Origin of the sequence: Limnobacter sp. MED105 (assembly GCF_000170915.1) — a bacterium.
GTDB lineage: Bacteria > Pseudomonadota > Gammaproteobacteria > Burkholderiales > Burkholderiaceae_B > Limnobacter.
Window position 1 is genome coordinate 413716 of the sequence record NZ_ABCT01000001.1, and the last position, 14157, is coordinate 427872.

Genomic DNA, 14157 nt, shown 5'->3' on the forward strand with positions numbered 1-14157 from the left:
GGCGTACAACACGGCGGTAGCGTGCCCAAAAAGCTGTTCTTAATTAAACCTAATTCCTGTGTCAGACCGAATAGACCAACAACGTGAAGAGGTGCGCTTTCGCGTGCTTCGCCTGATTGAAAGCAAGCCCGACATTTCCCAGCGCGAATTGGCCGATGAGCTTGGTGTGAGTTTGGGGCAAATCAACTACCAGCTGAAAGCGCTGAAAGAACGCGGCTTGATCAAGGTGGGTAACTTCATGCGCAGCGACAACAAACTGGCCTATGTGTACCAGCTTACCCCCAAGGGAGTTGCAAACAAGCTTGCCATCACCACGCGTTTTCTGGCTCGCAAGCGGCAGGAATTTGAATTGATGAAAGCCGAGCTTGAAGAACTGGAACGGGAAGTAAATAAAAAATGAAAATAGCGATTGCAGGTACTGGCTACGTGGGCTTAAGCAATGCCATGCTGTTGGCCCAGCACAATGAGGTGGTGGCTTTAGATATTGTTCAAGCCAAAGTGGATTTGCTGAATCAGAAAAGGTCGCCTATTCACGATGCTGAAATTGAAGATTTTCTGGCCAACAGGCCATTGAACTTCAAGGCCACCACCCAAAAAGAAGAAGCTTATATGGGTGCAAGCTTTGTGATTATCGCCACCCCCACTGATTACGATCCTGAATCCAACCACTTCAACACCAGCTCGATTGAAGCGGTGGTGGCAGATGTACTGGCCATCAACCCCCACGCCACCATGGTGATTAAAAGCACCATACCCGTGGGATACACCGAGCAACTGCGCAGCAAGCTGAATACGAACCAAATTATTTTCAGCCCTGAATTCTTGCGTGAAGGCAAAGCCCTTTATGACAACCTGCACCCGAGCCGCATTATAGTGGGCGAGCAAAGCGAGCGTGCCAAGCAGTTTGCTTCCCTGTTGCAGCAAGGCGCAATTAAGCAAAACATACCCACCCTATTTACCGGCAGTACTGAAGCTGAAGCCATCAAGCTGTTTGCCAACACCTACCTGGCCATGCGCGTGGCGTACTTCAATGAACTAGATACTTATGCCGCTAGGCACGGGCTAGATACTCGACAAATTATCGACGGCGTGTGCCTAGACCCTCGCATTGGCAACCACTACAACAACCCTAGTTTCGGTTACGGTGGGTATTGCCTGCCCAAAGATACCAAGCAACTGCTGGCCAATTACAGCGACGTGCCGCAAAACATGATTCAAGCTATAGTAGATGCCAACACTACCCGCAAAGATTTCATCGCGGCAGACATCATCGCCAAGAATCCAAAAGTGGTGGGCATTTACCGATTGGTAATGAAAGCGGGTAGCGATAACTTCAGATCGTCTGCAATTCAAGGAATCATGAAGCGAATCAAGGCTCAGGGTATAGAGGTAATTGTGTATGAACCAGTGTTGAAAGAACCGGAATTTTTTAGAAGCAGGGTGGTGAACGACCTGGAACAGTTCAAACAACAAGCGGATTTGGTTCTCTGCAACAGGCATATTGAAGATCTTGTTGATGTGGGATACAAAGTGTACTCGCGAGACTTATTTGGTAGTGACTAGATAAGGCATCCATGAAAGGATGGTTTTTAAGTATCATTTTTCTATAAATAGCTAGGTCATGAAAAAATTTGAAACAATCGAAAGTTTAAGAGCGTGGATGGCCTGGTGGGTAGTAGTTGGTCATTCGATGCAGTTAACCGGTTTGTCGTATCGTAATGTCGATGGTGGTGGCGTCTTATACTATTTAATGGTTTTGTTGGAGAGGGGTTTTACTGCTGTAAACACTTTCATAATTGTGAGTGGTTTTGTTATAACTCATCTATTGTTGGTAAAAAGAGAAACTTATTTTTTATATATTAAGAGAAGGTGGTTGCGAGTTTACCCGATATTTATTATCTCTTTGTTCGTGGCTATATTAGTTCAGCCACTATACCTTGAAGCTTACACTACATATCCTTGGGTTTATGCTGGCGAGATGCGTCTAGATCGCGTTTTGGAAGAGCAGAATAACTACTTATATCATATGGTATTGCACTTGACATTGATGCACGGAATAGTTCCAGAAGAGATTTTAAAGTTTTCGAGCAGCACATTTCTCGCTCCAGCATGGAGTCTTTCACTTGAGTGGCAATTTTACCTCATTGCACCAGTTTTGATCTTTGGGTTGATTAATAGAGGTCGATGGAAATTTTTTTGGATAGTTATAATTTTATGTTTATTGATCTTTTTCTTTAAAGAGCAGAATGCTTATTCTTGGAAATATTCGTCTATTTTAATTTTGGGTTTGCCGCATTTTTTGATTGGGATTGGATGTCGCTTCCTTTTTGAAGAGAATCGTTTAGCCAAAATTAAAGGATTTTCGATGGTGGCGGCAGGTTTTTTATTTGTAGATTATCTTGCGCTTCTGATCTGGATGGTGTTTCTATTGATTGCATTGTATGAGAATGGATCAATTCATTTTCCTAAATATTTGGCTTTAATCGCACGATTCTTGGCTTTGAATAAATTTACAGTGACTTTGGGAACATTGTCATATTCTACTTATTTGTTGCACATACCAGTTTTTAGCTTGATTGTGGGCGGTTGCAGTGTTTTTGTTGGAGGGGGGCTTAGTCAGTACGCAGTTGTTGCTTTAGTTTCTCTGTCAATCCTGGTAATGTTTCCGCTTTCGTATCTATCGTATAAATGGATCGAATTGCCTTTTGTGCGATTTGGAAAAAATTGATTCTTGCATTTATGTTGGAAGTTATTGTGTTTTTCTTTAGTTGGCTGCTATTTTGAGTCTTTAAGGAAAGTATTGCTATCGAAGTAAATTCCGCTAAAAGTAATTTTAAAAATCCATAAGTTATTAATGTGTTGGTGTCTCGAGAAATTATTTGTAAAAAATCTAAAAAAAAAGTTAACTTGGTGGGTGGTTTTCGATTGCGACAGCGATATGCGAATATTTTTTTAAGGGATATTATTTCGTGTAAAATCTTGTTTGATTATTTCATTCTTGTTTTTTGGTTATCAATTAATATCGAATTATTGCGAAATTTCAGTTTTTATCTTCAAGGCAATTTCAGGTTTTATGATTTTGTGAGGCCTTACAAATAAAGTATGGGTTCAGTTTTTCCCTCAACACACCATAGTGCAGGCGCGTGCCCCTTAAATCTGTCACTGTGCCCCCGGCTTTTTCAACAATACATTGCGCTGCAGCTGTATCCCATTGGCAGGTGGGGCCAAACCTTGGGTAAATGTCCGCAACGCCTTGCGCAACCCGGCAAAATTTCAATGAACTGCCCACCGCCAAAAACTCATAAGGCTCTGTCAGTGTAGCCAACCATTGTTCCATCTCTTCGGCCCCGTGCGATCTGCTTCCCACAATTCGAAGTTTTTCAACTCTGGCTTTGTTCGTACCAAGAGTTTTCCATGTGCCGTTTTCTAGCTCTTCATAAGCACCGGTTGCGTCTGCCTTGAAACACTCTTGCAATGCAGGAACATACACCACTGCAACTTCAGCAATTCCGTTTTTAATCCAAGCAATGTTCACGGTAAATTCACCGTTGCGCTTCAGGAATTCCTTGGTGCCGTCCAAGGGGTCAACCAGAAAAAAATTGTCGTAATCGGCCAGTTCACCTGAAGCTGATTCTTCGGAAAGAATAAAAATTTCCGGGTAAAGCCTTTGTAGCCCTTCGCAAATTACGCGGTCCGCTTCAAGGTCTGCCAGTGTTAAAGGGGAATCGTCCGCCTTTTGTTGTACCACAATTTCGCCGTCATAAATTTTCATAATGGCTTGGCCAGCTTGTTTGGCAATTGAAACCAAATCGTCCACAGATACGTTCATATAGAAATACTCAAAATAAAATCAAAAAGGAAAAAATACCGGAATCAAGGCAATGCAAACAAGCCCGTAAAGTAGGGCCATTGGCAAGCCCTTTTTCACGAAGTCCATGGTGCGGTATCGCCCCGGCGACATCACCATTAAATGTGTTTGGTAGCCACTGGGTAATAGAAAACATGAACTTGCGGCAAACGCCACAGCCAGTACAAAGGGCAAGGCAGCGGCATCATATTGCGCAGCATTGCTTAGGGCAATCGGAAATGCCAGGGCAGCAGCGGCCGAGTTGGTAACCAGCTCAGTCAGTATCCATGTCATTACATACACGGAAATAAATGCGCCCATCACTCCGAACGGGCTTAATACCGACGACGAATACTCTGCAATCAAACTGGCAGCACCTGAACTCGTCATGACCTGTGCAATCACCAAAGCCGAGCCAATTAAAATCCACAAGTCAAATGGAAACCGTCGCCGAATTTGTGCGGGCGAAAGTAGCTTCACAATCATCAAAAATAGAGTCAGCGCCATCAGGGCTTGCAGAAGGCTGATCACACTGGTTGTGGCCAATCCAATTGCCAGTACCAAACCACCCAGGGTCATCCAGTTTTCTTTTTTGCTCAAATTGGGTTGCAGTGGCTCGGCTGAAAGCACGTGAAAGTTGCGCTCAATATTGCGGTGGTTACGGAAGTCGGAACCTACGGCTAGAACAAGGCTGTCGCCTACTTTCAGTTCAACCCGCCCCAGTTGCCCTGTCAAACGCTTGTTACCTCGGCGAATACCCACAACAGCTGCATCAAATAAAGTTCGAAAGTCCACTTCTTTGGGGGTTTTGTTCACCAATTCTGACTGGCTGGAAATAATGACTTCCACCAAATTACTCTCTAGCAGTTTTCCTGCTGCCGACCCAAACACCTCAAGGCCGTCAAATCGTTGCAGTGTTTGTATGCGGTCTGTTTCGCCTGTAAATATCAAGCGGTCGTTCGCTTGCACTAGTTCATCTGGCCGCACCGGGCTTAGTAAGCGGTCTTCACGAACGATTTCAAGCAAGTACAAGCCTTCCAGCCCACGAAGGCCGTTCTGGGCCACGGTTTTTCCCACCAGGCTCGAGCCCGATTTGACCCGTGATTCCAGAAAATAGCCTTGGCCGTTTGTGGGCTCGAACTGCGTGTTTTTTATTGATGTATTCGATGTGCTGTTTGGCGTGCTTAAGCTCATCAATGTGGCGCCCGCAAGCACCAGCACCAATCCAATACCTGTGAACGTAAACAGACTTAAGCCTTGCACCCCTTGGTTCTCGGCAAGTGAATAAACAAGCAGATTGGTGCTGGTACCAATCAAGGTTGTAACGCCACCCAGAATAGACGCATACGAAAGCGGAATAAGCAGCTTTGACGGTTCAATTTGGTTTTGTTTTGATATCGCAGGAAGTAGCGCAGCCACTACGGCCGTGTTACTGAGAAAGGCAGAAAATACGGAGGTAATAATCGATAATTTGAACACTGCCGCCTTGGCTGAGCCTGCCAGCAGCACACGCGACATTTGGGTAATCAGTGAGCTTCGTTCCAGCACCAAGCCAACAACTACCAGCAGCAGCACACACACCAAAGCAGGGTTGGTGTACGAAGAAAGAAATTCTGTTTGTTCAATTAAACCTGCGAAAAAAAAGCCAATCGCAAATACACCGAACAAAGTAGCAGGCTGTGCAGCGGCACGCACCAATAACAATATTAGTGCTGCCACGCATGCGAGTACCAACATACTGCTTGTCATTTTGGTACTTCGTTTAATTTCTCGACCAGTGCAAGGCAGCAGTCTTCAATCTTCATTTCAACCGTGGGTAGTCGCATTTCAGGGTTCAGTGGCGCTTCATAAGCGCTGTCAATTCCAGTGAAATTCTTAATTTCTCCGCGGCGAGCTTTGGCATACAAACCTTTCACATCCCTGCGTTCACATTCTTCCAGCGGGGTGTCCACAAACACCTCGATAAAATCGCCAGGTGCAAACAGGTCGCGTGCCAGTTTTCGTTCTGCCCTGAAGGGCGAAATAAAACTAACCAACACCACCAAGCCTGCTTCAACCATTAGTTTCGAGACTTCTGCCACCCGGCGAATATTCTCAACCCTGTCGGTTTCTGTAAAACCCAGGTCTTTATTCAGGCCATGGCGCACGTTGTCTCCATCAAGCGTCATGGTGAACATGCCTTGCCTGTACAGGTGTTGCTCAAAAGCACTGGCAATGGTGCTTTTGCCTGAACCCGAAAGGCCGGTGAACCAAATGCATTTGCCTTTTTGCTGCATCAAGTTTTCTCGCGCAGCGCGATCAATGGCCATTGCCTGCCAGCGAATGTTGCTCGACCGGCGCAAGGCGAAGTGCAAGTTGCAGGTTGAACTGGCGTTGTCATCGTCAGGGTCGATCAGTTCAAGTGCAACCTGCGTTACGTCGCATTTCGGTTCGATGCCTGGCTCAAGCTGCAAGTTCACCACTGCCCGTTGGCCAGCCGCCAAAGTTTTGGCTGCCAAGCGGGTTTCGCCATCGCTGGCCAGTACATATTTCAATTCGGTAATCGTGCATTGCGCTTTGATTGTGTTGTTGATTTCTGCTTGATATGCCCGCCCAACAATCATGGGTGTAGCGCTAGCCCATAGAATTTCGCCTTCGAATTGATTATTCAGCATGGAAAATAATTTGACGTTAAATGTGTATTTGCATAACTTAACCAATAGAATTAACTTATTCAAGCAAAATTTACAAACAGGAATCTCTAGTTTTGCAAAATACGTCAAATTACATCGAGGCTCATGTTGCCTCTCTGGGGACCGGAATTAACAAAGCCGGTGTGGGTTTAGTCAACAACAGCGCCAGTTTTGCCGAGCTATTGCAAGCCGATTGCAAGGTAAGTCAGCGAACTGCTGAGCGCACATTGCAAGATTCTGGCTTGTTGCCAGAACCGGTTATGGTTGAGCAAACCACCGATGAAAAAGGCGGCCCGGTCAAAAAAATTGTACTGAATGCTTATCAGGTTGAAGCCAAGCGCAAGCGCCACGCGGTTATCAATGTGCAGGTACACAGCTTTAACAAGCTGACTTTGCTTGTGGCCAACAACCAGAAAGGGTTGCGTTATTGGCTGGCAGTGAAGACGAGTAAGGCTGGTGTAGCTCCTGAAGTATTGCTGGCTGCATTTGCCAAATTGGCGGAAGCCGTGGGTAAGCCTTGTCAGCTTTGGCCAAGCGGCGCCGTGGTGGCAATGGTACGGGGCATACACGCACGCGATTGGAAAAATGCAAGTTTTGAGCTTTGTTTGCCCGCATACCAAACCCATTTGCAAGACAACGCGCTGAATTTAAAGCCACGTGCTACCAAGCTGCTGAGTAAAGGTGACCGTTCGCATCTGGATGCGCTTGAGGCTGAAAGCATGCACATTATGCGTGAGGTGGTTGCCCAAGCTGAAAACCCGGTTATGCTGTATTCGATAGGTAAAGACAGCGCTGTGATGTTGCATTTGGCGCGCAAGGCCTTTTACCCGGCCCCGCCCCCATTTCCGTTGATGCACGTAGACACTCAATGGAAATTCAAAACCATGTACCAGTTCCGCGACCTCATGGCCAAGCACAGCGGTATGGAACTGCTGGTGCATGTAAACCCCGACGCCATCGAGAAAAACATTAACCCGTTTGATCACGGCAGCAGTATTCACACCGACATCACCAAAACAGTGGGTTTGAAGCAGGCTTTGGACAAATACAAGTTTGATGCTGCTTTTGGCGGCGCACGTCGCGACGAAGAGAAAAGCCGTGCGAAAGAGCGTATTTTCAGCTTCCGTACTACCACGCACCAATGGGATCCTAAAAATCAGCGCCCCGAGCTTTGGAGCCTGTACAACGCCCGGAAAAATCGTGGTGAAAGCATGCGCGTATTTCCGCTGAGTAATTGGACTGAGCTGGATATTTGGCAATACATCTACCGAGAAAATATTCCTATTGTTCCCTTGTATTTTGCGCAGCCTCGGCCAGTTGTAAAAAAAGACGGCATCTTGATGATGGTGGACGACGACCGCTTGCCCATGCAAGAAGGTGACGAAGTTGAAATTAAATGGGTACGGTTTCGAACACTGGGTTGCTACCCGCTGACTGGTGCAGTGGAATCAACTGCTGACACCCTTGAGGAAATGATTCTGGAACTGCTGGAATCGAATGTGTCTGAGCGCGAAGGGCGAGCAATTGACAAAGACTCGCCAGCATCCATGGAAAAGAAAAAACAAGAGGGGTATTTCTAAGATGAATGCCGCAGAAAAAGTACAAGCCTACCTGGACCAACAACAAAGCCTGGACACGTTGCGTTTTATTACTTGTGGCAGTGTCGACGATGGCAAAAGTACATTGATTGGCCGCATGTTGTGGGAAAGCCAACAACTGTTTGAAGACCAGGTGGCAGCATTACGCAATGAAAGCAAGCGCTACGGCACCCAAGGCGACAACATCGATTACGCCTTGTTGGTAGATGGCCTTTCAGCCGAGCGTGAGCAAGGCATTACCATTGATGTGGCCTACCGCTATTTTCAAACCGATGCCCGAAAATTCATTGTTGCCGACACACCGGGGCATGAGCAGTACACCCGCAACATGGTTACGGGTGCATCAACAGCCCACTTGGCGGTGTTGTTGATTGATGCCCGAAAAGGCGTGCTGACACAAACCCGCCGCCATGCATTTTTAACGCAACTGGTGGGTATTCGTCACTTAGTGCTGGCGGTGAACAAAATGGATTTGGTCGACTTCAAACAAGAGGTGTATGACCGAATTGTTGCCGATTTTGCTGGGTACGCAAAAGCGCTCAGTATTGAGGCAGTTCAAGCCATTCCGCTGTCCGCTATTGGTGGCGACAACCTTCGTGAGCGTTCGAAAAACACGCCTTGGTATCATGGCCCGACATTGATGGGTTACCTAGAAACTGTGGATGTTTTAGGCCAGGTTGGCGAATTGGTGCCCGAGCAATTTGCCATGCCCATTCAGTGGGTCAACAGGCCGAATCTGGATTTCCGCGGCTTTGCTGGTTTGGTGGCCTCCGGCTTGGCAAGCCCCGGTATGCCGATTGAAGTGGCAGGCAAGAATACACAAAGCACCGTAAGCAAAATTGTTCAGTTTGAAGGCGACTGGGCGCAAGCTAGGGCAGGCGATTCCATTACCTTAACCTTAGCGGACGAAGTCGATGTAAGCCGTGGCGACGTACTTTGCCACCCTGCACTAGGCCTGAAAGCCGCTGACCAGTTTTGTGCAAGCCTGGTGTGGATGGACCCTGAACAAGGTTTGCCCGCGAAAAACTACTTGATACAGCTACACACCCAACAACTCGGCTGCAGCATTACCAAAATAAAGCACAAGGTGAATGTAAACACCTTGGCGCACGAAGCTGCGGAACACCTTGAAACCAACGATATTGCAGAGGTAAACATTCACCTTGATCGCAAGGCGGTGGCCTCGCCGTTTGCTGAAAACAAGCAATTGGGAAGTTTTATTCTTGTAGACCGCTACAGCAACCGCACTGTGGGCGCCGGTGTCATTCACTTTGCGCTAAAGCGCAATGAAATGATTCATGCAACCCAAGCGGGAGTCAGTGTTGAAGACCGTGCAAAGCTGCACGGCCACAAAGGCCACACGGTGTGGTTTATTGGGCCAGCAGACTCCAATAAAACAGAGCTTGCAGCCAAGTTTGAATTGATGCTGCACCACGAGCGCATCAGCACCATGCTCATCACAGGCAGCAAGGTGCGCAGCGACCTGAGCATGGACTTGGGCTTTAAAGACTCAGACAAAGCCGAGCATGTGCGAAGAATGGTTTCTCTAGCAAAATTGCTGATGGAGGCAGGCTGTGTGGCGGTGGCGGCCACAGTAACTAGGCCTGACTTGCTGGAGAAAGAGGGCTTCACGCTCGTTGACTGCGCAGGCTACGACAATTCGGATGATATGCTGCAAAATCTGTTGACACAAATAAGATCCATCATTTAAACGCGACTTCTACACTGGGGTCCCTAAACGTGGGGGGGCATAGGGTTTGTCCCATGTTTAAGGTATGTGCGCTGCAGCAATTTCATAGACATGTAACCCTTTGCATTTTATTATTTGCTGTGTTCAAAATTGAACACAAGGTGCACCATAGTTTTCCAACCACTTCGATGACCCGCTTGTTGAACGGTGCACAACACGGCGGTAGCGTGCATAAAGAAATAGGACCATCCGAGTTCTAATAAGAAATCCTACGCTTTTAGCTAAAATATGCCAAAAAATATATGCGGAATGATAGAGAAAATAAGTCTAATAGCAAAGTAATTAGGCAAGTTTAAAATATCGAAATAAATTTTGAAGATTGGAATAAGAAAACTTTTTAAATAAAAGATAAATCGAGATAACAAAATTTACGATTAGATAAAATTAAAAAAATTGACGTTCTAAAATAAAGGCAATAAAACGCTTTTTAGGATGTTTTGCTTAAAAATATTTTCAGTTCAATTAATAAATAAAGGTAAAAAATAATATAAAAAACTAAATGAGTAAATTAAAAAAAGAATCCATATTAGGTGTCGTAGTTACTGGCAAAGCGCAAGTGATTAGAATGGTATTGAACTTGATGTCCTTGGCAATAATTTCAAGGCACTTGACTCATGAGGAAATTGGTCTTGTTAGTATGGTTCTAATATACACAAGCGTAGCATTGGTGCTGAAAGACGGAGGGTTGTCTTCAGCAGTGATACAAAAACAAGATATAAATAATGCACAGGTATCGAATTTATTTTGGATAAACACAATAATAAGTGCTTTGGTGGTAATTTTAATGGTATTGGCCGGTGCAGTATTATCTCAAAAAATGGATGATAATCGTATACTAATAACCACGTGTATGCTCGGAGTGGGATATGGCTTGCAAGCGATGGTTGCCCAATACGAAGCAGAAATCAAGAAAAGCATGAAGTTTAAAATACTTGCTGATATTCAAGTTAAGTCTTTGATTGTTGCAGTACTTTCGGCATCAGTCTTCGCAATTCTTGGAGCTGGATATTTCGCCATGGTGATGCTGTATTTCGTACAAAGTGTAATTAGCACATTTTTGATAGTAAAGAAATCGCAATTAAAGATTGAAAAATATGATAAAAATGAGAGCGTCAAAGATTTGATTCTTTTTGGGGCAAACTTAACGTTAGCGAATTTATTGAGTTATCTGGCAAATAATATATCAAATGTAATAATCACAATAGTAGGTGGAATTGCTAGTTTGGGATTATACAATCGTGCTACGGCGATAACAAAAATTCCACCAAATCAGATGATGCCACCGATCATAGGTGTGCTAAATGTTGCATTGTCCAAGTTGCAATATCAACCAGAAGAATTCTCCACATTCCTGAGAAGATCAATGGGTGTGGTTCTCACTCTTACGACTTTGATGACTACTCTTCTATATTGTAATTCTGCATTTATTGTCAAATTGGTGCTTGGTGACAGTTGGCAAGAGGTAATAGGCTTGATACAGATATTAAGTATATTTGTGGTCGCGGAGCCCGTGGCTGCATTGATGCAGGCGGCCTTACTAAGTAAAGGACAAAGTTTTAAGATGTTAAAGTGGCGTGCTTTCAGCACATCTGTAACATTGCTCGCAGTTGCGGTAGGAGGATATTACTCGGGAGTAACTGGGGTCGTAATCGCTTCTGCAGTCGTGGGCGCATTAGTAAGATTGCCATTGTTTGTAATATATATTGGCAATGATATCAATTATCGACTCAAGACTATGCTTTTACAAGTAGCTCCTTATGTTGTTATTTTTATTTTAGTAGCTTTGCAGAGTTTTTTGCTTAGACAAAAATTAGTTATGTTAGAAATTGCATATTTTGAATTAATCGTGTTGGTCGAGTCAGTACTAGTGATTGGTTTGATTTATGGGCTCAATAAAGAGATAAGAAGGAATATCTTGGGAGTATGGAAGTACGCATTGGGGAGAGCAATTTGAAAAATATTTTCTTTTTGGCACGGCATGCAATCCGACACCTAAGAAATGCATACATGCATAGATATTATCTGTTCGATCTTTTTGATTCATTAAAATATATGAACTGGCTTAATTTAGGAGATGACTTAATAAAGATAGAATCAGTCTTGCTGTTTCAAAATCATAAAATAGAGAAAGGAATGTGTCTGCCAGAGCCGAAAAAAAGGTTTGGTTTGGATGCTCTCCGAAAAATTGTGAAGGTGCTAGATGGGCTAGATGAGTCGACAATCGCGCGAATAGACGTAAATGTCATGAGTTCGATAAATAACACTTTAGCGTCTTATAAGACACACATTAATAAAAATGCAGATGAGAAAAATTGTATTTATGCAACAGAGGTCAATAGATTAATTGAAAATCGATTTAGAGATGAATTTGCTGGACAAAGTGATACGCCGGTACAACTTATGCCAAAAACTGTCCTAGAATTTGAAGAGTATCTAAATTTTGTTCGCTCTAGAAAAAGCGTAAGAAATTTCAACTCTTCCAGAAAAATAGAAATAGCCGAAATTGAAAAAGCCATCGAAGCGGCGCTAGAAACACCAAGTGCATGTAACAGACAACCTTGGCAGGTGTACGTCACTCAAGATATGGAATTAGTTTATAAATGCCTTAGTTTTCAGAACGGTAATAGAGGGTTTGAGAAAACTATAGGCACTTTATTAACAGTTGTTGTGGATAAGAAATCTTATTTTGATCCGACTGAACGCCATCAGCCTTATGTGGATGGAGGCCTTTTTTCTATGAGCCTAATCTATGGATTGCATGCGAGAGGCATCCAAACCTGTTGTTTAAACTGGTGCGCTACAAGAGAGAAGGATGTTGGACTTCATGGCTTAATTAAGTTAGAGAAAAGTAAAGAAATTATTATGTTGATAGCTTGTGGTTATGCAGATGGGGGTGTACTAGTACCGCGCTCACAAAGGAAATCATCTAATGTTTTCTTAAAGAATCTAGATTTGTAGGATCTGTAATGATAAAGAAGTTGGTGGGTAAAAATGAGTTTATCAATAATATCTCTAGGAGTTTATATTATTTTATTCTCAATCCAATATGGATATTTAGATTGTTGGGGATAGGACGTACTCAAAAAACCGCAGATGATAGGTTAGTTCTTCTTGCGCCACCTGGTGCTGGAAATATTGGGGATCAGGCTCTTGTTGAAGCTTACCTCGAGAGATTTCAAGAACACAATATTTTGTTGCTTGTAAAGCGAAAAGATGATTTTGACTTAAGCAGATTTTCAAATATACGTATTGAATCAGTGGTTGTGCCAAACCTTATTTACGGAACTTCGCGTAAGAGGTTTTTCGACGTTCTTAAATTGAAGAAAATATTAAAGGGTTGTAAGCAATTTGATATCGTTGGAGCAGATATTATCGATGGACAATATAACTATATTGCTTCTTTAGCTAGAATTGGTTGTGCAATTCTGGGAGCGAAAATGGGGTTGCATGTATCGATTTTAGGTTTTAGTTGGTCATATGATAAATATGGAATAATAGAAAAGAATTTGGAAATAGCCACGAATTATGGTGTGATTTTAAATTTGCGTGACGAACTCTCTTACGAAAGAGTCTCGAAATTTAATAAGAAGAATATACGCTGTGTAAGCGATATGGTGTTTTCGTCAAATAACGCTCAATACGTAGAATCTATGGAAGTGGGATTTGATGTTGCGTCACTTGGAAAGAACTTTATTATAATTAATACCAGCGCATTGGTAGAATCAAAATCAAACGGTTGGCTTAATTATCGGTTGATAATAAATCATTTGATGGAGAAGGGATACAGTATTGTTCTTCTACCACATGTCGCCAGGCCTGGTGGAGATGACATTAGCCTGTCTCAGGAAGTAATTAAAATGTTTTCAACACAGACGAAGGTTTTTTTAATCAATAGAATTTTAACTCCTTCTAAAGTACGTTGGTTATGTAGTAAGTCAGAATTTATAATTACGGGGCGTATGCATCTTGCTGTAATTGGTTTGGGTCAGAAAAAGCCATGCGTTGTGATATCCACTCAAGGCAAGGTTGAGGGGTTGTTAGCAAAATTTGATCTTGAACGATTCGCTGTTGATATAAGCCCAAATATGACACAGGATATAATATTACGTTGTGATGAAATTATTGCGAACCGTAATAAAATCGTGGACTGTATTTCTTTCAATTTGGATAGAGTGAAAGCAGAAAGTCAACTCAACTTCGCTCACATTGAGATAAATTCAAAAATATAAATTTTTCCGGTGTATTAAGATAGGAATGTGATTCACCAATCTGATTGAACCAGAATATATA

11 protein-coding genes are annotated in these 14157 nt (G+C 43.5%); 8 read left to right on the plus strand and 3 right to left on the minus strand.

Translation table 11 applies throughout. From position 1 onward, the window contains the following. Positions 1-58 precede the first annotated feature (58 nt). From LMED105_RS01970 to LMED105_RS01980, 3 genes are read left to right on the plus strand one after another with little or no spacing between them, the layout of a single operon-like run. The gene (locus tag LMED105_RS01970; RefSeq protein WP_008247700.1) at positions 59-400 is read left to right on the plus strand and encodes a MarR family EPS-associated transcriptional regulator; all 342 of its coding nucleotides are present in this window, start codon (positions 59-61) and stop codon (positions 398-400) included. After that, the gene (locus tag LMED105_RS01975; RefSeq protein ID WP_008247702.1) at positions 397-1563 is read left to right on the plus strand and encodes a nucleotide sugar dehydrogenase; all 1167 of its coding nucleotides are present in this window, start codon (positions 397-399) and stop codon (positions 1561-1563) included. The genes LMED105_RS01970 and LMED105_RS01975 overlap by 4 nt, the downstream gene beginning before the upstream one ends. Positions 1564-1621: 58 nt before the next feature. Then, positions 1622-2728 (plus strand): acyltransferase, encoded by a 1107-nt coding sequence (locus tag LMED105_RS01980; protein ID WP_008247703.1) that lies wholly within the window; start codon positions 1622-1624, stop codon positions 2726-2728. A 336-nt stretch (positions 2729-3064) separates the two neighbouring features. On the opposite strand, the gene cysQ is transcribed toward LMED105_RS01980, so the two are convergent. The 3 genes from cysQ to cysC are packed head-to-tail and all read right to left on the minus strand — an operon-like array spanning position 3065 to position 6501. Next, positions 3065-3829, minus strand: coding sequence for a 3'(2'),5'-bisphosphate nucleotidase CysQ (gene cysQ, locus LMED105_RS01985; RefSeq protein WP_008247704.1), 765 nt, complete (start codon positions 3827-3829; stop codon positions 3065-3067). 21 nt (positions 3830-3850) lie between these two features. Beyond that, positions 3851-5596 (minus strand): SLC13 family permease, encoded by a 1746-nt coding sequence (locus LMED105_RS01990; protein WP_008247705.1) that lies wholly within the window; start codon positions 5594-5596, stop codon positions 3851-3853. After that, on the minus strand, positions 5593-6501 hold the full coding sequence (gene cysC / locus LMED105_RS01995; RefSeq protein ID WP_008247706.1) for an adenylyl-sulfate kinase: 909 nt from the start codon (positions 6499-6501) through the stop codon (positions 5593-5595). The genes LMED105_RS01990 and cysC overlap by 4 nt, the downstream gene beginning before the upstream one ends. A gap of 569 nt (positions 6502-7070) precedes the next feature. Here cysC and cysD point away from each other — a divergent pair. The 5 genes from cysD (at position 7071) to LMED105_RS16035 (ending at position 14096) form a co-directional block, all read left to right on the plus strand. Continuing rightward, a complete protein-coding gene (gene cysD, locus LMED105_RS02000) occupies positions 7071-8099 on the plus strand; it encodes a sulfate adenylyltransferase subunit CysD (RefSeq protein ID WP_255348725.1) in 1029 nt (342 codons plus the stop codon). A 1-nt stretch (position 8100) separates the two neighbouring features. Next, positions 8101-9828 carry a sulfate adenylyltransferase subunit CysN gene (cysN, locus tag LMED105_RS02005; RefSeq protein ID WP_008247708.1) on the plus strand — a complete coding sequence of 576 codons (1728 nt, stop codon included), beginning with the start codon at positions 8101-8103 and terminating at the stop codon, positions 9826-9828. A 538-nt stretch (positions 9829-10366) separates the two neighbouring features. After that, positions 10367-11821: an oligosaccharide flippase family protein gene (locus LMED105_RS02010; protein ID WP_008247710.1), complete on the plus strand. Its 1455-nt coding sequence runs from the start codon at positions 10367-10369 to the stop codon at positions 11819-11821. Beyond that, the gene (locus tag LMED105_RS16030; RefSeq protein WP_008247712.1) at positions 11791-12825 is read left to right on the plus strand and encodes a nitroreductase family protein; all 1035 of its coding nucleotides are present in this window, start codon (positions 11791-11793) and stop codon (positions 12823-12825) included. The genes LMED105_RS02010 and LMED105_RS16030 overlap by 31 nt, the downstream gene beginning before the upstream one ends. 8 nt (positions 12826-12833) lie before the next feature. After that, positions 12834-14096 (plus strand): polysaccharide pyruvyl transferase family protein, encoded by a 1263-nt coding sequence (locus LMED105_RS16035; protein WP_008247713.1) that lies wholly within the window; start codon positions 12834-12836, stop codon positions 14094-14096. Positions 14097-14157 lie beyond the last annotated feature (61 nt).